The sequence below is a fragment of the Glycomyces amatae genome (assembly GCF_020991375.1).
Taxonomy (GTDB): domain Bacteria; phylum Actinomycetota; class Actinomycetes; order Mycobacteriales; family Micromonosporaceae; genus Glycomyces; species Glycomyces amatae.
This window is the reverse complement of the sequence record NZ_JAJLQZ010000007.1, coordinates 245,111-264,089: the sequence shown is the minus strand read 5'-3', so window position 1 is coordinate 264,089 and position 18,979 is coordinate 245,111. Positions and strand designations below refer to the sequence as shown.

Below are 18,979 nucleotides of genomic sequence, written 5' to 3'. Positions count from 1 at the left end.
CTCACGCCCGCGCCGCGCCCCTCGCGCTCACTCCCCCGCGTCCTCGCCGAGGCCGAGCATCGCCAGCACGCCCTCGTCGAGGCCCTCGATCGCGACCTCGTGCTTGCGGTTCGCCTCCCAGTCCTCGCGGCTCAAGCGCCACCGCCGGTCGACGCGGCGCTCGCCGCGCAGCACGTGGTGCACGATGCCGTCCTCCCGGTAGCCGAGCTTGCGCGAGACGCCCTGCGACGGGCCGTTGCCGTCGAACGAGGCACTGAGGGCGTAGTCCGCGCCGAGCCCGTTGAACAGGAAGTCGAGCACCGCGGCGCGCATCTCGGTCCCGAGGCCCCTGCCGTGGTGGGCGAGGCCGAGCCACGAACCGGTGGTGCCCTCGCGGCTGGCCTTGAACTCCTTGCCGGCGACCTCCTGCATGCCGATCACCTCGCCGTCGCGGACGACGACGAACGGCAGCGTCCACTCCTCCGGCGTCGAGACCGCGATCGCGCGCATCTGCCACAGGACGGTGGCGCGGCCGCGCTCCATGGGTTCGGCCTCGGTCCACGGCACCACGAACGGCATGAACGCCGGGTCGTGGACGCCCGCGGCCGCCTGGTCGGCCAGTGCGACCAGGTCGTCGAAGTCCGGCATCCGCAGCTCCAGGCGCTCGGTGCGCAGCCGGAGCCGGTAGACCGGCAGGTAGTCGGTGATCATCGCGCCTCGCCTTCCTCGGTGCCGAGGCCCAGCATCGCCAGGACCTCCTGGTCGAGGCCTTCGATCGCGACCTCGTGCTTGCGGTTCGCCTCCCAGTCCTCGCGGCTCAAGCGCCACCGCCGCAGGTGGCGACGCCGGTCCTGCACGACGTGGAACTCCTCGCCGTCGGGCCGGTAGCCGAGGCGCCGCGAGACGCGCTCCGAGGCGTCGTTGCCGTCGTACGAGCCGCTCTTCGCGGTCTCGGCGCCGAGTCCGGCGAACGCGAAGTGGAGCACGGCCGCGCGCATCTCGGTGCCGAGGCCCCTGCCCTGGTGGGCCAGGCCGATCCACGAGCCCGAGTCGACCTCGCGGGCGACGGCGAACCGCTTGCCGCCGATCACCTGGACGCCGATCGGCGCTCCCTCGTGGAAGGCGACGAAGGGGACGGCCCAGTCCTCTTCGTCCCAGCGGCCGAGGGCGCGGTGGTACCAGACGGCGACGCTGCGGGCGGTCTCGGCGGGCCCGCCTTCGGTCCAGGGGACCGAGAACGGCATGAAGTCCGGGTCGTGGACGCCCGCGGCGGCCGCGTCGGCGAGGGCGCCCAGCTCCTCGTAGTCGGCGAGCAGGCGCAGTTCGAGGCGGTCGGTGCGCAGTCGGAGCCGCAGGATCGGCAGGTGGTCGGCGAGCATGTCTCGATTCTGGAGGCGGGCCGCGCCCGCGGCAATCGGATTTCACCGCCGGGCCGGTGTCGACAGGCTTCGGTTTCATATGTAAGGTTTTTCTTACACGATATAGGGATGGTTGACATGCCGGAGGACTCCACCGCCGAGGGGCCGACGGGCGCGGCGCTGCTCGCGGCCTGCTCGGCCCTGGCGAACCCGCACCGGCTGCGCATCCTCGGCGCCCTGGCGGACGGCAGGCAGTACGTGAGCCTGCTGGCCCGCCAGCTGGGGATGAGCCGGCCGCTGCTCCACATGCACCTGCAGAAGCTCCAGGCGGCGGGTCTCGTGCGGGGCGAACTGGAGCTCTCGGAGGACGGCCGGGCCGTCAAGTACTTCGAGGCGGTCCCGTTCGCACTGGAGATCACGCCGCAGGTCGTCAAGGCGTCGCTGCCGACGCTGCCCGAGACGGCCGAGCGCACCGACCACGACGAGAAGGAGACCGAGCAATGAACATGGGACAGGCCGGAATGCTCTTCGCATTCGGATTCCTCCTGCTGATCACCGCGATCATCATCGTCTCGATCATCGTCTTCGCCTCCGCCTCGAAGGCGAAGGCGTCGGCGGCCCGCGAGGCGAACTACCGCGCGCTGGCGGAGAAGGCCAGTCTGGACGCGGCCGAGATCAAGGCCTCGCTCATCGAGATCAAGGGCCGCCTCGCGTCGGTGGAGCGGATGCTCAGAGAGGTCGAGTGAGCGGGCGGCGCCCCCGTGGTCCGGCGGGCGCGAGGAATTCTTCCGAATCGCGGTTATACCGTGCCCGATACGGCACTCTCTGACGCATGGACACGTCTCGAAAAGACTCTGCCCGAAACGACGCCGCCCGGCCGGACCCGGCCGCCGCTCCGCTCGCCGACGAGGAGCTCGCCCGCATCGACGCCTACTGGCGGGCCGCGAACTACCTCACCGTCGGCCAGATCTACCTGCTCGACAACCCGCTCCTGCGCGAGCCCCTGTGCCCCGAGCACCTCAAGCCGCGCCTGCTCGGCCACTGGGGCACCAGTCCCGGACTGAGCCTGATCTACGCGCACCTCAACCGCTGCATCAAGGCCCGCGGCCTCGACATGATCTACGTGACCGGGCCCGGCCACGGCGGCCCGGCGATCGTGGCGAACACGTGGCTGGAGGGCACCTACCCGGAGCTGTACCCGTCCGTGGACCACTCCGAGGAGGGGATGCGGCGGCTGTTCCGCCAGTTCTCCTTCCCCGGCGGCATCCCCTCGCACGTGGCGCCCGAGGTGCCCGGCTCGATCCACGAGGGCGGCGAGCTGGGCTACTCGCTCTCGCACGCCTACGGGGCGGCGTTCGACAACCCGGACCTCACCGTCGCCTGCGTCGTCGGCGACGGCGAGGCCGAGACGGGCGCGCTCGCGGGCTCGTGGCTGTCCAACGTGTTCCTCAACCCCGCCTCGGACGGCACGGTCCTGCCGATCCTGCACCTCAACGGCTACAAGATCGCCAACCCGACCATCTTCGGGCGCCTGCCCGAGGAGGACCTCCTCTCGTTCTTCCGGGGCGTGGGCCACGAGCCGTACGTGGTCGAGGGCGACGATCCGGCGAGCGTCCACCAGCAGATGGCGGCGACGCTGGACGCGTGCTTCGACCGGATCGCCGAGATCCGCGCCGAGGCCCGCCGGAACGCGAACGGCGCCCCGACGCGGCCGCGGTGGCCGATGGTCGTCCTGCGGACCCCGAAGGGCTGGACGGGACCCGCCGAAGTGGACGGCGTGCCCGTCGAGGGCACCTGGCGGGCCCACCAGGTGCCGCTGGCCGAGGTGCGGTCCAATCCGGACCATCTGGCGCAGCTCGAGGAGTGGATGCGCTCGTACCGGCCCGAGGAGCTGTTCGACGCCACCGGCGCCCCCGCGGCCGAGCTCCGCGGCCTGCACCCCGAGGGCGAGGCGCGCATGAGCGCCAACCCGCACGCCAACGGCGGCCTCGTGCTGCGGGACCTGGTCCTGCCCGACTACCGCGAGTACGGGGTCGCGGTCGAGGGCCACGGCCGCACGGTCGGCGAGGCCACGAAGGTGCTCGGCACCTGGCTGCGGGACGTCATCGAGCGCAACCCCGACCGGTTCCGGCTCTTCGGGCCCGACGAGGTCGCCTCCAACCGGCTCAGCGCGACGTTCGAGGCCACCGACCGGCAGTGGGGGGCCGAGATCCTGCCCACCGACGAGCACCAGGCGCCGTACGGGCGGGTCATGGAGGTGCTGTCGGAGCAGCAGTGCGAGGGCTGGCTGGAGGGGTACCTGCTGACCGGCCGCCACGGCCTGTTCACCAGCTACGAGGCGTTCATCCACGTCGTCGACTCGATGTTCAACCAGCACGCGAAGTGGCTGGAGTCGACCGACGAGATCGCGTGGCGCCGGCCGATCGCCTCGCTCAACTACCTCCTGTCGAGCCATGTGTGGCGCCAGGACCACAACGGGTTCTCGCACCAGGACCCGGGCTTCATCGACCATGTGATGAACAAGAAGGCCGACGTCGTGCGGGTGTACCTGCCGCCGGACGCCAACACCCTCTTGTCCACGATGGACCACTGCCTGCGGTCGCGGCAGTACGTGAACGTGGTGGTGGCCGGGAAGCAGCCCGCGCTCCAGTACCTGAGCATGGACGAGGCGGTGCGCCACTGCGAACGGGGCCTGGGGATCTGGGAGTGGGCCTCCACCGACGACGGCGCCGAGCCGGACGTGGTGCTCGCCTGCGCCGGGGACGTGCCGACCCTGGAGGTCCTGGCCGCCGCGGACCTGCTGCGCCAGACGCTGCCGCGGCTCAAGGTCCGGGTGGTCAACGTCGTGGACCCGATGCGGCTCCAGCCCGAGAGCGAGCACCCGCACGGCCTGGGCGACCGGCAGTTCGACACCGTCTTCACCACCGGCAAGCCGGTGATCTTCGCCTACCACGGCTACCCGATGCTCATCCACCGCCTGACCTACCGGCGCACCAACCACGACAACATCCACGTGCGCGGCTACAAGGAGGAGGGCACCACGACCACGCCGTTCGACATGGTCATGCTCAACGACCTCGACCGGTACCGGCTGGTCATGGACGTCATCGACCGGGTGCCGGGCCTGGGCGCGAACGCCGCGGGCCTGCGCCAGCGCATGGTCGACGCCCGCCACGCCGCCCGCGAGCACACCCGCGCGTACGGCGAGGACCTGCCCGACGTGGCCGATTGGAGCTGGCCCGGCTAGGACGAACCGCCTGGGGCGCAGTCGAAGGCGCCCTAGACGGTTCCGGCCGCCGCTGTGGCGCGACACGCGTGCGCTTCGTTAATCTCTTAGGGGAGCCTTACTCGCGACCCCTGGGAGGACTGCACGTGGCGAAGGTCAGACCCGGACGCGTGGTGGTCGACCACGACGAGGACCTCGTGGTCTTCACGGTCGGCATGCGGATCAACAGGTTCTGGAAGGTCCACAAGTGGTGGCCGGTCCTCGCCTCGCTGCCGCGGATGCTCCGCGAGCTCGCCGCCGACCCCGAGCTGGGCCTGCTGGACTCGCGCACCGTGGTGGGCGGCAGGGTGGTCATGGTCGTCCAGTACTGGCGCAGCGACGACCACCTGGAGCGGTACGCCCACTCCCAGGCCCACGCGCACCGCGGCTTCTGGAAGTGGTTCAACCGCAACGTCAAGAGCAACGGCGACGTCGGCCTGTGGCACGAGCTGTACAAGGTCCGCGCCGGCGAGTACGACACCTCCTACGTCAACATGCCGCCCTACGGGCTCGCGCGCGCCACCAAGGAGAAGGACGCGACGCGCACCGACCCGGACGACCACGACCACCACCACGGGGTCCACTGACCCCGCGCCGCGCGGTCAGGCGGTGAACCGGGCGAGTTCCCGCACGAGGGTCTCGGTGGCCCAGGTCGTCTGGTGCTCGGTCAGCTCGGCGTCGAAGCCGCGCACGCCGCACTCGGCGATGAGGATGAACATGAGGTACATGCGGTAGAGGGCCAGCCGCCGCTCCTCCCCCGGGGTCAGGCCGCGGCCCAGGAAGCCGTCCACGACGGCCGGGAACTCCTCTTCGGGGATGAGCTGGAGGGAGACCAGCTCGGCGATGGGGTCGCCGTAGAAGGCGCGCTCGCCGTCGATGAACGCCTCGACGCCCCAGCCGGTCCCGGTGCGGTGGACGAAGATGTTGCCGTCCCACAGGTCGAAGTGGACGAGGGCGGGGCGGTCGACCTCGTCGAGCAGGCCGCGTTCGGCCGCGAACAGGGCCGCGACCTCGCCGATCGGGAGCGGCAGGACCAGTCCCTGCCCGGCGATGTCGTCGAGGACGTCGCCGACCATGGCCAGGAAGGACTCGCCCCACGTGTCGGCGGCCGTCCGGCCGCTCGCGCGGGGGTAGCCGAACCGCTCGCCGGTCGCCAGCGCGAAGCGGGCGCTCATGGCCCCGATCTCCCGGCGCAGGGCCAGGCGTTCGGCCGCGGGGATGTCGTCGCGGACGCTCGGCAGGGAGTGGCCGGCGAGGCGGTCGATGATCATGAGGCCGTGCTCGGCGTCGCCGTGCCAGAGCCGCGGCATGGGGACGCCGACGGCGATCGCCCGCTCGAAGCACTCGATCTCGGTGGCCATGAGGTCCACTTCGTACGTGAGGAGCTTCAGGCCCTTGTCGGGGGCGACCTTGACGACGATGCGGCGGCCGTCGGCGAGGTCGAGCCCGTGCGCGGCGTTGAAGAACCCGTCGGTGAACTCCTCGTGGCCGGTGAACTCCAGGTCGCCGCCGAGGCGGTCGCGGACGAGGGCCTCGACGTCGGCGCGGTCGAGCCTGGGGCGGATGGCGATCTCCATCGCGCCAGTGTGGCCGCTGGGGGGCGCTCCCGCAAGAGGGTATCCACCGGGGCCGCGCCCTCGCGGCCCGCGGAGGCGGCAGGGGCTCCCGCCGGACCGCCGGCCGGGCGGGCGGTCCGGCGGGGCTCACTGCGACTTGAGCGCGGCCATGCGGGCCTCGATCTCGGCCTCGTCGCCGAGGCTGTCGAGGTCCTCGAACTGCCGGTCCAGGGAGGACATCGCGAGCTCCTGCTGCCCGCGGACCTTCGCCTCCTCGCGGCGGACCTTCTCCTCGAAGCGGTTGACCTCGCTGAGCGGGTCCATGACGTCGACGGCGCCGAGCGCCTCGTTGACCTGCTGCTGCGCCTGCGCGGTCTTCTGGCGGGCGGTCAGGCTCGCCTTCTTGGAGCGGAGCTCCTCGAGCTTGTCCTTCATCGTCGCGAGCGACTGCTTGAGCTTCTCGACGACCTCGCGCTGGCCCGCGATGACCGGCTCGCTGGCCTTCATCTCCTTCTCGAAGCCGATCTGCTTGCCGAGCGCGACCTTGGCGAGGTTGTCGAAGCGGTCGGCCTCGGCGTCGTTCCCGTCCGCCCGCAGCCGGTCGGCCTTCTGGCTCGCGTTGCGCGCCTTCGTGCCCCACTCCTCGACGGCCTGGCGGTCCGACTCGTGGTCGTCCTCCATGAGCCGCAGGTTGCCGATGGTCTCGGCGATGGAGTTCTCGGCGTCCACGATGCTGTTCCTGTAGTCGCGCTCCATCTGGGCGAGCATCTTCTCGGGGTCCTCGGCGTTGTCGATGACGTCGTTGACGTTGGCCCTCACGAGCTGGCTGATGCGCCCGAAGATCGACTGCTTCTTGGTCATTGGTCACTCCTTGGTTCGATGCGGTTCCCGGTCGCGGTGGTGGTTCAGAATCGGCCGCCGCCCCCTCGCCGTCCGCGGGTCGCGCTGCCGCCGAACGACCCCGGGCCCGCGCTGCGCCGGCGGCCCCCGCCGGCGAAACCTCCGGGACGGTAGGCGCCCCCGCCCCCGCCGCCGCCGAACATGCCGCCCAGGAGGATGCCGCCGAGCATGGCGCCGGCGCTGCCGCCCAGGGGCGAGCCGCCCCCGCCCGTGTAGGTCGGCGCGAGGTAGCCCTGCACGTCCTGCTGCGCGGCCGCGGCGGCCGCGTTCGCGAGCTCGTCGGCGCGCTGCGCCAGCGGCAGGGCCCGGGCGGGGTCGTCCTCCTGGAGCGCCAGGGCCCGGTCCAGCTGGATCCTGGCCTCGTTGAGGCGGGTGCGGGCCTCGGGGCCGACTGCGCCGCGGTTGGTGTTGACGTAGTCCTCGACGGCCGCGGTGGTGCTCCGGGCGCTCAGCAGCACCTGGTCGAGCTGGGCGCGGGCCCGGCGCGCGCCGGCGACCGCGCCGCGCAGGGCCTCGAGCCCGCGGTCGAGCTCGGCGGCGGCGCGTTCGACGCGCGCGGTGGCCGCCAGGGGGTCGACGGGGCCCTCGGCGGCGCGGACCTCGGCGACGACCGCCTCGAGGTGCGCGGCCTGCGCCGCGACGGCCTCGCCGTCCGGGGCCCCCGCGGCGGCCCGCCCCGCCTCGCCGGCGTTGGCTTCGGCCTCGTCGAGGACGGCGCCGAGCTGGGCGGCGGCCGCGTCGAGCTCGCCGGAGCGGCGGGCGACCGCGTCGACGGCCTGCTCGGCCTGGGCGGTGGCCTCCTCGGCGGCGCGCAGGAGCAGCGCGGCGCGGCCCCGGTCGTCGGCGGCGACGGCCTGGTCGGCGCCGTTCAGGCTCGTCTGCGCGAAGCGCAGCCGGTCCTCGGCGGTGTCGGGGAAGTCCCGCACGGTCGCGGACGCCGACTCGGCGTAGCGGTCCTGGAGGGAGGTGAGCGCGGCGCGGGCCTCGGCGATCCGGGGCGGCAGGGCGCCGCCGCGCTCCTTGAGCGCGGCGACGGCCTCGGGGGCGCGGCGGCCGAGGTCGCGGAGCCGGTCGAAGTCGTCGGCCTTGGCGTCGAGCTCCCGGTTGGCCTCGACCAGGCGGTCGACGATCGCCGAGAGCATCTGGCGGCGCTGGGGTTCGGTCTCGGGGACGTCGTCGTCGAGCTCCTGGCGGATCTTGAACGACTCGGTGAGGCCGGTCCTGGCGGCGGCGAGCGCGGCGGTGAAGGCGGCGGTGTGCTCGGCGCCGAACTCGGCCTCGGCGAAGCCGAGCTCCTGCTCGCTGGTGCGGATCGCGTCGTCGGTCTCGACCAGGAGGCGGTTGGCCTCGGCGTTGAGCCGCTCGGTGGTCATCTTCTGCCGCTTCGCGGGCGAGGGCACGGGCGCGGCAGCGCCACCGCCGCGGCGGCGATTCCTGAACCACAGGTAGAGGCCGATCGCGGCGGCCGCGGCCAGGAGCAGCACGAGGATCCAGACGAAGGACGAGCCGCCCGAGGCGCCCTCGCCGCGGTAGGCGGCCCGATAGCCCTCGGCGGCGCCGATGGCGGCCTCGACCCAGTTCCCGTCGGCGAGCTCGGGGGCGATCCGGTCGGCGGCGACCCGGTTGAGCTGGCTGTCGGTCAAGGGGAATCCGGCGGCGACCGACCAGGTGTAGCGGCGCTCGTCGATCGCGACGGCGAGGAGGAGGTCGTCGGTGCCCAGGTCGCTGTCGACGGCGGTGGTGTCGGCCCAGTCCTGGGGGTCGTAGCCGCCGAAGTCGTCGATGTAGGCGACGTAGAGGCCCATGCCGGTGTCCTCCTCGAGGTCGCCGATCGCCGCCAGGACGTCGTCCTCGCGGTCGCCGACGGCGCCGGCCCGGTCGGTGACGGGGCCGGAGAGGAGCAGCGGGGCCGCGGCCGAGGCGGGGCCGGGCACCAGGGCGAGGGCGGCGGCCGCCAGGACCGCCAGCGAAGTCCGCACCGACCGCATCCGCGCACCCCCGTAGCTCGAAAACGCTGTCAGTCTAGGAGCGAGCCCCAGGTCGCAGGGGGCGTTCGGGGATTTGCCCGCAGCGGTGAGGCGGAGTGTCCCGCCTCACTCCTGAAATATTCGGAGGCGGCCGGGCGTCATACAGGTCGTTAGCACTCTCAAGGCTCGAGTGCTAATCCTGAGGAAGGAGACCGCCACCATGATCGTTCGCTACCAGCACCCTTACGCGGCGTTCCGGCAGTTCGACCGCACGTTCAACCGTGAGTTCGAGCGCCTCGTCCGCCGCGGTTTCGGCCGCGCCGCCGCCCAGCCGTCGCTTCGCGCCGACGTCTACACCGAAGGCCCCGACGCGGTGATCACCGCCGCCGTCCCGGGCATCGCCCCCGAGGACGTGACCGTGACCCTGGAGGGGCGCCGCCTCTCCGTGACCGCCGAGCGCCGCGAGCGCGAGGCGGCCGAAGGCGACCGGTACCTGGTCCGGGGCCTCACGGCGGGCACGTTCCGCCGCGAGTTCACCGTCCCGGAGGGGACCGAGGCGGCGCAGGTGAGCGCCGAGGTCGCCGACGGGCTCCTGACCGTCCGCGTCGCGAACGCCGTCAAGCCCGCGCCGCAGGCGCAGGCCATCGAGGTCAAGGGCGCCCAGCCCGTGATCGAGGCCGAGACCGCCGAGGCCCGGGACGGCGACGAGTAGGAGCGGCGACCGCCGCTTCGCTTACTGCGATGCGAAAGGCCCCGGAGCGATCCGGGGCCTTTCGCGTGCGCCGCTACTCCGCGCACCGCTCCGTCCACTCGTCCCACTCGACTTGGGCGAGGTCCGTGCCGTCCTGGAAGTACACCTTCGTTCCGCGACTGGTCGCGAACGTCAGCGTCTCGTCGTCGGCGCTGAACTCGATGTCGTCGTCGGCGCTGTAGACGCCGTCCTCGACGTGCCATGAGACGTACGTGCGGGACTCGTTCATCTTGCCTTCGCTGCGGTCCTCGTCCCGCTCCTCCCCGCAGTCCATGGTCTCGGCGATCATGTCCACGCCGTCCACCGTGAGGACCCTCATGGTGGAGCCGTCGCGGAGCACGTACTCGTCGCCTCCGGGCTCCCCGCCGCCGGAGCATCCGGCGAGCGCGAGTGCCGCGACGAGTCCGGCCGCGCTCAGAGAACCGAGACCGGCGGTGTTCTTGCGCGTGGGTTCAGTGGTCATGGGTTCCTCCCGCAGATGTGGGCAGCACGCGTCGTCGGACACGCTATGCGGGCGCACTTGCCATCGGATTGCCGCCGATGCGGCGGCCTGCGCGCCGTCGGCGGAGCGGGTGGCGTTCAGGGGATGCGGAAAGAGCCCGGTCGCCCGGGCTCTGATCCGGTGAGGTACCTGTGGAGGCGGGTACGGGGGTCGAACCCGTGTGGACGGCTTTGCAGGCCGCTGCCTAACCACTCGGCCAACCCACCATGATGCGAGAAAAGCCCAGGCCTCGTGAACCTGGGCCTCCACCGCGGTGAGCGATACCGGGATTGAACCAGTACCTCTCCCGCATCAGGCGGGACCGCCGCTTCGGTCTTGAGGACCGAACTGGAGCAAACCACCCCGTGCAGCAGTAGCGTTCCCGGTCAATGGGTTACGTCAAGCTGCGCCACCGCAAGAAGGGCGACCGGTTCACCGCCGTCCACGCTGGCGTCGAACGCTCCGCCGGCACCGCTGAGCACCCTGGCGGGCATCGACATCGCCGCGCTCGGGTTCACCGAGCCCGGACCTCCTCGGCCAGATCTCCAGCCTCCACGCGCAGCTCGCGAAGGCGGTCGAGCCCAAGGAGGCCGCGGAGTCATGAGCGACCCGATCAAATGGCCGCGGTCGCGGGCCCACTACACCGGCGGTGGCCTTCGCTAGAGTGACGCGCCGCCCAGAGCGCCGAGAGCGGAAGCGCGGTCAGGTCCGGGCCGAAAGGCCGGATCTGGTCGCCGAGGTAGACGACGTACCCGGCCTTGAACCGGTCCCCCAGGCGTTCTTTCATCCACCGCAGGTGTTTGAACGCGTCGTCGCGCCGTTCGAGGACGAAGTCGACTTCACGACCATCCCGGTCGCGGAAGAACGACAGTTCAGCACGCAACTCGCTCGCGGCCACCCGTCGATCCCGGCATCAGCAGCAGGACGGCTGCGCAGCCGAGCAGCGGCAGCAGGTACTGCACTTCACGCTCCGATGGGTCGGATCGAGTCCAGGGTCATGCGGAGCTTGCGCTCGTCGACGGGGCCGTGGCTGAACCGCACGCCGCCAAGCGGACCCGCTCATTCCCCGTCGTCGTCCCCGCCACCGCACCACCACGGATCCGAGCGCGGCCCCACACGGATGCGAGAGCGGTGCAGTGCAGCTCAGGGTCCGGCGACGATGCCGCACGTAGAATGGGGCCATGCCCGAACGCGAAACACCGGCTCCTGCAAAGACCTTGCACCACGCCTCCCCCTCGGGCGAGCAGTTCGCCAACGCCGCCTCGGTGTTCGCGCTCTTGGCCGACTCCACCCGGCTCCACCTGCTGTGGGTCCTCGCTCAGGAAGAGGCCGACGTGACCGCGCTGGCCGAGGCCACGGGGGCGGCGAGGCCGGCCGTCAGCCAGCACCTGGCGAAGCTGCGGCTCGCCGGGCTCGTGCAGCCGCGGCGGGAAGGGCGGCGCGCGGTCTACTCGCTGACCGACGGGCACCTGCGCCGACTCGTGACCGAAGCGCTCAGCCGCGCCGACCACCAGGTCACCGGGGAGCCCTGGCACCAGTAGCCCAGGAATATAGTCGACATGTGCGCACCTGCGCACATGTATGTTACGGTCAGGGTGTCATCGCACTCTGCCCGAGGATCCCGCCGTGCTCTCCGTGCTGCGCCACCGCACCTACCGCCACCTGTTCGCCGCCCAGGCCATCGCCCTCGTCGGCACCGGCCTCGCCACGGTGGCGCTCAGCCTCCTGGCCTACGACCTCGCCGGGGCCCGGGCCGGGGCGGTGCTCGGCACGGCGCTGGCGGTCAAGATGCTCGCGTACCTGTTCATCGGGCCCGTCGCCACCGCCCTCGCCGAGCGGCTCTCACGCCGCACCCTCATGGTCGCGATGGACGCGGCGCGCGCGGCGGTGGCGCTGGCGCTGCCGTTCGTGACCGAGGTCTGGCAGATCTACGTCCTGGTGCTGGTGCTCCAGTCCGCCTCGGCGGCGTTCACTCCCACGTTCCAGGCCGCGATCCCCGACGTCCTCGACCGCGAAGAGGACTACACGAAGGCGCTGTCGCTCTCGCGCCTCGCCTACGACCTGGAGAACCTGTGCAGCCCGATGCTGGCCGCGGCGCTGCTGTCGCTCGTGTCCTACGACTGGCTGTTCACCGGCACCGCCGCCGGGTTCCTCGCCTCGGCGGTCCTGGTCGTCTCGGTCGTCCTGCCGAAGCGCACTCCCGCCGAGGCCGACGAGGACCGGTGGGCGAAGACCACCCGCGGGTTCCGCCTGTACGCGGCCACGCCCCGGCTGCGGGGCCTGCTGCTGATGCACCTGGCCGTGGCCGCCTCGACCGCGATGGTCGTGGTCGACACCGTGGTCCTCGTCCAGGACGTCCTCGGGCGCGGCAGCGGCGACGTGGCTATCGCCTTGGGCGCCTACGGCGTGGGTTCGATGGCCGCCGCGCTCGCCCTGCCGCGGCTGCTGAGGCGGGTCGAGGACCGCGCCGTCATGGTCCCCGCCGCGTTCACGCTGGCCGCAGGCCTGGTCGCGCTCACCGCCGCACTCGCCGCCGGCGCCTTCGGTTGGGCGGGCCTGCTCGCGCTGTGGGCCGTCCTCGGCATCGCGACCGGCGCGATCCTCACCCCCACCGGGCGGATCGTGACCGCATCGTCCACCCCGAACGACCGGCCCGCCGCCTTCGCCGCCCAGTTCTCCCTCTCCCACGGCTGGTTCCTCATCACCTACCCGGCCGCGGGCTGGCTCGCCGCCCAGGCCGGCACGGGAGCGGCCGCCGGGGCGCTGGCCGCGGTCGCCGTCGCCGCCGCCGTCACCGGACTTCTCGTCTGGCCCTCCAGCGACACCACCGCCGTCGAGCACGTCCACACCGAACTCGGCCCGGACGACCCGCACCTCACCGGCGCCCATCCCGTCGGGTCCGGCTGGGTCCACCAGCACGCCTTCGTCATCGACGGCCTCCACCGGCGCTGGCCCGCGCGCGACTCCCCGGAGCCGCGCGACGCCGAGAGGAAGGTCCCGGCCGCGTCGAGCGCGGCCGCGACCCGCTCCTAACGGACGTCTGCCCCGGACCGGGCCGCGGCGAGCGGGGCGACGGCGCGCTCGGCGGGCGTCCGGCGCTCGTTCCAGTGGCGGCGGCTCAGGAGCCGGAGGCCGTTGAGCCCCACGACGACCGTGGAGAGCTCGTGGCCGGCGACGCCGAGGACGAGCGGCAGGGTGCCGAACAGGTCCCAGGCCGCGAGCACGAGGATGACGGCCGCGGCGAAGGCCAGGTTCACCCGGGCGACGCGCCGCGCGCGGCGGGCCAGGTCGACCGCGGCCGGGAGCGCGGTCAGGCGCCGTCCGACCAGGACGACGTCCGAGGCCTGGAGCGCCAGGTCCGAGGCGGTGCCGCCCATTGCCGCGCCGACGTGCGAGGCGGCGAGGGCGGGGGCGTCGTTGACGCCGTCGCCGACGTAGAGGGCCCGGGTCCCTGCGAGGCGGTCGGCCTTGCCGCCGGGCAGGAGCGAGGCCTCGACGGCGCCGATGCCGACCGCGTCGGCGACGCGGCGGGCCGCGGCAGGATGGTCGCCGGTGAGCAGGCGCGGCTCAGTCCCCAAGCGGGCCTTCAGGTCCGCGACGGCCGCGGCGGCTTCGGGCCGCACCGCGTCGGTGAGGCCGATGACGCCGATCGCACGCCCGTCAGCGAGCACGACGGCGACGGTCAGGCCCTCGGCTTCGAACGCGGCGACGGTCCCATGGGCGTCGTCGTCGGCATCGAGCAGCACGGGATGGCCGACCTCGACGAGGACGCCGTCGACCGCGCCGCGGACCCCGCGCCCCGGGACCGCCTCGAACCGCGCGACCGGCGAGACCGGTTCGATCCGGGCCAGGACACGGCCGATCGGGTGCTCGCTGCGAGCCTCGACGGAGGCCGCCAGCCTCCGCAGCCGGGCCTCGTCGCCGCGGAGGACCTCGATGCGTTCGACCTCGGGTTCGCCGTTGGTGAGCGTCCCGGTCTTGTCGAAGGCCGCCGCGTCGACCTCGGCGAGGCGCTCCATCATCAAGGCGCTCTTGACGAGCACGCCGTGGCGGCCGGCGAGGGCGACCGCGGCCAGCAACGGGGGCATGGTGGCGAGGACGATCGCGCACGGACTGGCGACGATCATGAAGGTCATGGCCCGCAGCAGGGTCGACTCGAACGCGGCCCCGAACGCGAGCGGGACGGCGATGAGCGCGAGCGTGGCGCCGACGACCGCGAGCGAGTAGGGCTGCTCGACCTTCTCGATCGTCAACTGGGTCTTCGACTTCGCCTCCGAGGCCTCCTCGACCTGGCGGGCGATCCGGGCCAGCACCGTGTCCCCGCTCGAGCGGGCCACCCGCACCTCGAGCGCCCCGGTGCCGTTGAGCGTCCCGGCCAGCACCGCCGAGCCGGGCGCCTTGCGGCCGGGCAGAGCCTCCCCGGTGAGGGTCGACTCGTCTACTTCGGACTCGCCGCCCTCGACGGTGCCGTCGGCCGGGACGCGCTCGCCAGGTCGCACCAGCGCGAGGTCCCCGGGAGCGAGTGCGGCGGCGTCCATGATCTCCTCGCGGCCGTCGACCAGCCGCGCCGCCCGTTCGGGCGCGTGTTCGAGCAGGCTCCGCACCGACTCGGCGGTCCGCTCGGTCAAGACCGCCTCCAGGGCGCCGGAGGTCGCGAAGATGACGATGAGCAGCGCCCCGTCGAACCACTGCCCGATCGCGGCGGCCGCGAGCGCGGCCAGGACCATGAGCAAGTCGACCTCGAAGCGCGGCTTGGCGAGGGCGCTGGCGCCCTCCCAGGCCGGGCCCCAGCCGCCCGCGACGTAGCAGGCGGCGTAGGCGGTGATCCACGCCCACGCGGGGGCGCCGCCGAACTGCGCGGCCGCGCCGAGGGCGAAGAGCGCGAGGGCGGCGGCGGCCCAGCGCACGTCGGACAGCCGGAACATCCGTGTGAACATGCGCATGATCGTATCTTCGCAATTGCGAAGGTATCAAGCCAGGGTAAGCTCGGCCCCATGCACGAGAGCATCCCGGACTTCACGATGCCCGACGACGACCAGGTCAAGGCCGCCGCCGACGCACTGCGGATGCTCGCCGACCCCACCCGCCTCAAACTCATGTGGGCGCTGCTCCAGGGCGAGGAGAACGTCGCCTGCCTCGCCGACCTCACCGGCGCCCGCCCCACCGCCGTCAGCCAGCACCTCGCGAAACTGCGCCTGGCCGGACTGGTCACCACCCGCCGCGAAGGCACCTTCGTCTACTACTCCGTCGCCGACGCCCACCTCAGGCCCCTCATCGAGGAGGCCTTCGGCCACGCGAGCACGACCAGGCGCTGAGAAAGACGTGTCAGTGTCCTAGCGGAGGACGGTGGTCGCGCCGCACCAGACGTTGCCGTGGTCGAGCTCGACGACCTTGACGACGATGCGGGAGTTCGGGGCGTGCGCGATCAGGCCGTCGCCGATGCGCATGCCTTGCCGCAGCCGATCGCACGATCATCGAGACGCGGACCGCCGAGATCGCGACGCCGCGGGAACTCCAAGCCCGGTTGCAGCCCTCCGCCCCGCGGCGCGGGCCGGTGGTCACCGGCCCGCACCGCGGAGACCTGGGGACTGCGACCAGTTCGCTCAGCGAGGACCGACTGCTCGTTCCATTCGAGCGCGGCGGGGAATACCGGAGCGGACGACGGCGTTGGATCCGCTTGCCCACATACCCCCCAGGGGTATATGGTCATTGCGACGGCCAACGATATGGAAGGAGCCTCCGATGAGCGGCCACCACGCCCACGGTGACGACGCGAGGCGCCACGAGCACCACCACGACCACGGCGGCCACAGCGGCGCCCCCGCTCATGACGAACACACGGACCACGCCGGACACGGCGCGGCCGCCGCCAACGCAGAACCCTCAGGTCGAGCCCACGGCGCGGAGAGAGCGCACGGCGGCCACGACGCACATGAAGACCACGGTGGTCATGACAAGCACGCCGGGCACGACCCGGAGGCGTTCCGCCGCAAGTTCTGGCTCACCCTGGTCCTGACGATCCCCCTGGTCGCCACCAGTCACATGGTCATGGACTGGTTCGGGTACACACTGGACTTCCCCGGCATCGACCTCGTCCGGCCTGTACTGGGCACGTTCGTGTTCTTCTACGGCGGCTGGCCCTTCCTCGTCGGCGGCGTCCGCGAGATCCGGGACCGCGCCCCGGGCATGATGCTCCTGATCGCCACCGCGATCACCGTCGCCTTCGCGGCGTCGCTGGCGACCGCGTTCGGGGTGTTCGACCTCGACTTCTGGTGGGAGCTGGGCGCGCTGGTCGCGATCATGCTCCTCGGCCACTGGCAGGAGATGAAGGCCATCGGCCAGGCCCGAGGGGCCCTCGCCGCCCTCGCGGCGCTGCTGCCCGACGAGGCCGAGCGCGTCCGCGCCGACGGCTCCACCGAGACCGTCCCCGCGAGCGCCCTCGCGGTCGGCGACACGGCGCTGGTCCGCTCCGGCTCCCGCGTCCCCGCCGACGGCGAGATCACCGACGGCGCCGCGGAGATGGACGAGTCGATGATCACCGGCGAGTCCCGGCCCGTGCCGAAGGAACCAGGTGAGCGGGTCGTGGCGGGCACGGTCGCGACCGACTCCGCGATCCGGGTGCGCATCGACGCGGTCGGCGACGACACCGCCCTCGCGGGCATCCAGCGCCTCGTCTCCCAGGCGCAGCAGTCTCGAGGCAGGGGCCAGGTCCTGGCCGACCGGTTCGCTGCCATGCTGTTCTACGTCGCCATGGCCGCCGCCGTGGTCACCTTCGCGGTCTGGTCGCTCCTCGGCGACACCGCCTCGGCCGTCGTCCGGACGGTGACCGTGCTGGTCATCGCCTGCCCCCACGCGCTCGGCCTGGCCATCCCGCTGGTCATCTCGATCACCACGGCGGTCTCGGCCAAGGCGGGCATCCTGGTGAAGGACCGGCTCGCCATCGAGCGGATGCGCACTGTGGACGCCGTCCTGTTCGACAAGACCGGCACGCTGACCAAGGGCGAGCACACCGTCGCCGGCGTCAGTGGAGCCGAAGGCGTCGACGGCGACGAGGTGCTGCGCCTGGCCGCGGCGGTCGAGTCCGACTCCGAGCACCCGCTGGCTCGGGCGATCGTCGCCCACCACGGCCACGAGCACGGTGAAGGCGCGCACGCCACCGACTTCCGCTCCCGCACCGGCAAGGGCGTCGAGGCCGCCGTCGACGGCCACCGCTACGCGGTGGGCGGGCCGGCCCTGCTGCGCGAACTCGGCGTCGCGCCGCCGAGCGAGCTGGAGGGCGACATCGACGCCTGGTCGGGGCGCGGCGCCACCGTCCTCCACCTCATCGCCCTCGAAGGCGAGGCAAAGGTGCTCGGTGCGATCGCGCTGGAGGACGAGGTCCGGTCCGAGGCGGAGCAGGCCATCGCCGACCTGCGGGCCCAAGGCGTGCAGAAGATCGCGATGATCACCGGCGACGCCCGCGCGGTCGCCGAGGCCGTCGCCGCCGATCTCGGCTTCACCGAAGACGACGAGGTCTTCGCCGAGGTGCTACCCGCCGACAAGGACCAGGCCGTCGCCGATCTCCAGGCCCGCGGACTGCGGGTCGCCATGGTGGGCGACGGCGTCAACGACGCACCCGCGCTCGCGCGGGCCGACGTCGGCATCGCGATCGGCGCGGGCACCGACGTGGCGATCGAGTCCGCCGGGGTGGTCCTGGCCTCCTCGGACCCGCGCGGCGTCGGCGGCGTCCGGCGCCTCTCGAAGGCGAGCTACCGCAAGATGATCGAGAACCTCGGCTGGGCCGCGGGTTACAACATCGTCGCGATCCCGCTCGCGGCCGGTGCGCTCGCCTGGGCCGGGTTCACGCTGAGTCCGGCGGTCGGCGCCGTGCTGATGTCCGCCTCCACCATCGTGGTCGCCCTCAACGCGCAACTCCTGCGCCGCGTCCGGCTGACACCGGAATCCTAGAAGGCGAAGGGCCGCAGACCGCGACGGTCTGCGGCCCTCACCGCAATGCGCCAACAGCCCTGGATGTCGTCGCGCTGCCGCAGCCGGTTCGCCGCGGGCGTCCCGGCGTACCCGGTCTGCGCAGGTATGGGCGTTTTGGCCGATCGATCTCGCATTTTCGCAGTTCAATGGGGTGAGGTCTCACCTGCGTCCGGGGGCGCCAGTGCCGCGCTGGAAGAGAGCTGGCACCCGAGAGACCTGAATCAATCTTCACCGATCAGGTGACATGTCTGCTGAGCTGGGCGTTCGTCGTGGCAGCCTGAAACCTACAAGACCCTGCGCCTCACGGACCGGACGAAGCTTGCGTGGGTGCGGAAAGAGCCCGGTCGCCCGGGCTCTGATCCTCTGACATATCGATGGAGGTGGGTACGGGAGTCGAACCCGTGTGGACGGCTTTGCAGGCCGCTGCCTAACCACTCGGCCAACCCACCATGATGCGAGAAAAGCCCAGGCCTTGTGAGCCTGGGCCCTCACTGCGGTGGACGATACTGGGATTGAACCAGTGACCTCTCCCGTGTCAGGGGAGTGCTCTCCCGCTGAGCTAATCGTCCGGGAAGGCGCTCTTTCGAGCTCCGAGCGGACGACCGGGATCGAACCGGCGACCTACACCTTGGCAAGGTGTCGCGCTACCAACTGCGCTACGTCCGCATGTCTTCCAGGGGTTTTTCATTCCCTGGCGACGGGATAGAACTTTACCCAATGCCGAACCAAGCGTCCACCGGGGGGTGGGGGCTAC

18 protein-coding genes and 4 tRNA genes are annotated in these 18,979 nt (G+C 72.1%); 9 read left to right on the top strand and 13 right to left on the bottom strand.

Annotated features, from left to right (window positions below; all coding sequences use genetic code 11):
- Positions 1–27: 27 nt before the first annotated feature.
- Together LO763_RS13940 and LO763_RS13935 are read right to left on the bottom strand one after the other, a co-directional pair.
- On the bottom strand, positions 28–690 hold the full coding sequence (locus LO763_RS13940; RefSeq protein WP_230603093.1) for a GNAT family N-acetyltransferase: 663 nt from the start codon (positions 688–690) through the stop codon (positions 28–30).
- Positions 687–1,358, bottom strand: a complete 672-nt coding sequence (locus LO763_RS13935; protein WP_230603092.1) for a GNAT family N-acetyltransferase — start codon at positions 1,356–1,358, stop codon at positions 687–689. The genes LO763_RS13940 and LO763_RS13935 overlap by 4 nt, the downstream gene beginning before the upstream one ends.
- A gap of 108 nt (positions 1,359–1,466) precedes the next feature.
- On the opposite strand from LO763_RS13935, the gene LO763_RS13930 reads away from it, so the two are divergent.
- From LO763_RS13930 to LO763_RS13915, 4 genes are all read left to right on the top strand, one after another.
- Positions 1,467–1,841, top strand: coding sequence for an ArsR/SmtB family transcription factor (locus LO763_RS13930; protein ID WP_230603091.1), 375 nt, complete (start codon positions 1,467–1,469; stop codon positions 1,839–1,841).
- The gene (locus LO763_RS13925) at positions 1,838–2,083 is read left to right on the top strand and encodes a hypothetical protein (protein WP_230603090.1); all 246 of its coding nucleotides are present in this window, start codon (positions 1,838–1,840) and stop codon (positions 2,081–2,083) included. Before LO763_RS13930 ends, LO763_RS13925 begins: the two co-directional genes overlap by 4 nt.
- Before the next feature lie 86 nt (positions 2,084–2,169).
- Positions 2,170–4,584, top strand: a complete 2,415-nt coding sequence (locus LO763_RS13920; protein ID WP_230603088.1) for a phosphoketolase family protein — start codon at positions 2,170–2,172, stop codon at positions 4,582–4,584.
- Between the two features lie 125 nt (positions 4,585–4,709).
- Positions 4,710–5,189 carry a DUF4188 domain-containing protein gene (locus LO763_RS13915; protein WP_230603086.1) on the top strand — a complete coding sequence of 160 codons (480 nt, stop codon included), beginning with the start codon at positions 4,710–4,712 and terminating at the stop codon, positions 5,187–5,189.
- 15 nt (positions 5,190–5,204) lie between these two features.
- On the opposite strand, the gene LO763_RS13910 is transcribed toward LO763_RS13915, so the two are convergent.
- The 3 genes from LO763_RS13910 to LO763_RS13900 all read right to left on the bottom strand — a co-directional run bounded on the left by LO763_RS13910 (position 5,205) and on the right by LO763_RS13900 (position 9,037).
- On the bottom strand, positions 5,205–6,179 hold the full coding sequence (locus tag LO763_RS13910) for a phosphotransferase family protein (RefSeq protein ID WP_230603084.1): 975 nt from the start codon (positions 6,177–6,179) through the stop codon (positions 5,205–5,207).
- Between the two features lie 126 nt (positions 6,180–6,305).
- Positions 6,306–7,019: a PspA/IM30 family protein gene (locus tag LO763_RS13905; RefSeq protein ID WP_230603082.1), complete on the bottom strand. Its 714-nt coding sequence runs from the start codon at positions 7,017–7,019 to the stop codon at positions 6,306–6,308.
- A 44-nt stretch (positions 7,020–7,063) separates the two neighbouring features.
- Positions 7,064–9,037 (bottom strand): TPM domain-containing protein, encoded by a 1,974-nt coding sequence (locus LO763_RS13900; protein ID WP_230603080.1) that lies wholly within the window; start codon positions 9,035–9,037, stop codon positions 7,064–7,066.
- A gap of 208 nt (positions 9,038–9,245) precedes the next feature.
- On the opposite strand from LO763_RS13900, the gene LO763_RS13895 reads away from it, so the two are divergent.
- On the top strand, positions 9,246–9,737 hold the full coding sequence (locus LO763_RS13895; RefSeq protein ID WP_230603079.1) for an Hsp20/alpha crystallin family protein: 492 nt from the start codon (positions 9,246–9,248) through the stop codon (positions 9,735–9,737).
- 73 nt (positions 9,738–9,810) lie between these two features.
- On the opposite strand, the gene LO763_RS13890 is transcribed toward LO763_RS13895, so the two are convergent.
- The 4 genes from LO763_RS13890 to LO763_RS13880 all read right to left on the bottom strand — a co-directional run bounded on the left by LO763_RS13890 (position 9,811) and on the right by LO763_RS13880 (position 11,155).
- Positions 9,811–10,239: a hypothetical protein gene (locus LO763_RS13890; RefSeq protein WP_230603077.1), complete on the bottom strand. Its 429-nt coding sequence runs from the start codon at positions 10,237–10,239 to the stop codon at positions 9,811–9,813.
- A 171-nt stretch (positions 10,240–10,410) separates the two neighbouring features.
- Positions 10,411–10,484, bottom strand: a tRNA-Cys gene (locus tag LO763_RS13885).
- Positions 10,485–10,643: 159 nt separating this feature from the next.
- A complete protein-coding gene (locus LO763_RS28965; protein ID WP_255672384.1) occupies positions 10,644–10,775 on the bottom strand; it encodes a hypothetical protein in 132 nt (43 codons plus the stop codon).
- A gap of 95 nt (positions 10,776–10,870) precedes the next feature.
- Positions 10,871–11,155, bottom strand: coding sequence for a hypothetical protein (locus tag LO763_RS13880; protein WP_230603075.1), 285 nt, complete (start codon positions 11,153–11,155; stop codon positions 10,871–10,873).
- Between the two features lie 283 nt (positions 11,156–11,438).
- Between LO763_RS13880 and LO763_RS13875 the strand changes: the two genes are divergently transcribed.
- Both LO763_RS13875 and LO763_RS13870 read left to right on the top strand, forming a co-directional pair.
- Positions 11,439–11,798 (top strand): ArsR/SmtB family transcription factor, encoded by a 360-nt coding sequence (locus tag LO763_RS13875; protein ID WP_230603073.1) that lies wholly within the window; start codon positions 11,439–11,441, stop codon positions 11,796–11,798.
- Between the two features lie 85 nt (positions 11,799–11,883).
- Positions 11,884–13,290, top strand: coding sequence for an MFS transporter (locus tag LO763_RS13870; protein ID WP_230603071.1), 1,407 nt, complete (start codon positions 11,884–11,886; stop codon positions 13,288–13,290).
- Here the strand turns inward: LO763_RS13870 and LO763_RS13865 are convergent.
- A complete protein-coding gene (locus LO763_RS13865) occupies positions 13,287–15,194 on the bottom strand; it encodes a heavy metal translocating P-type ATPase (RefSeq protein WP_230603070.1) in 1,908 nt (635 codons plus the stop codon). The two genes, LO763_RS13870 and LO763_RS13865, sit on opposite strands and share 4 nt — an antisense overlap.
- Positions 15,195–15,251: 57 nt before the next feature.
- On the opposite strand from LO763_RS13865, the gene LO763_RS13860 reads away from it, so the two are divergent.
- Positions 15,252–15,572, top strand: a complete 321-nt coding sequence (locus LO763_RS13860) for an ArsR/SmtB family transcription factor (protein ID WP_230603068.1) — start codon at positions 15,252–15,254, stop codon at positions 15,570–15,572.
- 427 nt (positions 15,573–15,999) lie between these two features.
- Entirely contained in the window at positions 16,000–18,204 is a 2,205-nt protein-coding gene (locus tag LO763_RS13855; RefSeq protein WP_230603066.1) for a heavy metal translocating P-type ATPase, read from the top strand.
- Between the two features lie 396 nt (positions 18,205–18,600).
- On the opposite strand, the gene LO763_RS13850 is transcribed toward LO763_RS13855, so the two are convergent.
- From LO763_RS13850 to LO763_RS13840, 3 genes are all read right to left on the bottom strand, one after another.
- Positions 18,601–18,674: transfer RNA gene (locus LO763_RS13850), tRNA-Cys, on the bottom strand.
- A 48-nt stretch (positions 18,675–18,722) separates the two neighbouring features.
- Positions 18,723–18,794 (bottom strand) — tRNA-Val (locus tag LO763_RS13845).
- Positions 18,795–18,818: 24 nt separating this feature from the next.
- A tRNA-Gly gene (locus LO763_RS13840) sits at positions 18,819–18,891 on the bottom strand.
- Positions 18,892–18,979 lie beyond the last annotated feature (88 nt).

Excerpts from the sequence above, each read along its gene's own strand:
- LO763_RS13940 (WP_230603093.1), bottom strand. The coding sequence starts at position 690 with ATGATCACCGACTACCTGCCGGTCTACCGGCTCCGGCTGCGCACCGAG.
- LO763_RS13935 (WP_230603092.1), bottom strand. The coding sequence starts at position 1,358 with ATGCTCGCCGACCACCTGCCGATCCTGCGGCTCCGACTGCGCACCGAC.
- LO763_RS13930 (WP_230603091.1), top strand. The coding sequence starts at position 1,467 with ATGGTTGACATGCCGGAGGACTCCACCGCCGAGGGGCCGACGGGCGCG.
- LO763_RS13925 (WP_230603090.1), top strand. The coding sequence starts at position 1,838 with ATGAACATGGGACAGGCCGGAATGCTCTTCGCATTCGGATTCCTCCTG.
- LO763_RS13920 (WP_230603088.1), top strand. The coding sequence starts at position 2,170 with ATGGACACGTCTCGAAAAGACTCTGCCCGAAACGACGCCGCCCGGCCG.
- LO763_RS13910 (WP_230603084.1), bottom strand. The coding sequence starts at position 6,179 with ATGGAGATCGCCATCCGCCCCAGGCTCGACCGCGCCGACGTCGAGGCC.
- LO763_RS13905 (WP_230603082.1), bottom strand. The coding sequence starts at position 7,019 with ATGACCAAGAAGCAGTCGATCTTCGGGCGCATCAGCCAGCTCGTGAGG.
- LO763_RS13895 (WP_230603079.1), top strand. The coding sequence starts at position 9,246 with ATGATCGTTCGCTACCAGCACCCTTACGCGGCGTTCCGGCAGTTCGAC.
- LO763_RS13890 (WP_230603077.1), bottom strand. The coding sequence starts at position 10,239 with ATGACCACTGAACCCACGCGCAAGAACACCGCCGGTCTCGGTTCTCTG.
- LO763_RS13875 (WP_230603073.1), top strand. The coding sequence starts at position 11,439 with ATGCCCGAACGCGAAACACCGGCTCCTGCAAAGACCTTGCACCACGCC.
- LO763_RS13865 (WP_230603070.1), bottom strand. The coding sequence starts at position 15,194 with ATGTTCACACGGATGTTCCGGCTGTCCGACGTGCGCTGGGCCGCCGCC.
- LO763_RS13860 (WP_230603068.1), top strand. The coding sequence starts at position 15,252 with ATGCACGAGAGCATCCCGGACTTCACGATGCCCGACGACGACCAGGTC.
- LO763_RS13855 (WP_230603066.1), top strand. The coding sequence starts at position 16,000 with ATGAGCGGCCACCACGCCCACGGTGACGACGCGAGGCGCCACGAGCAC.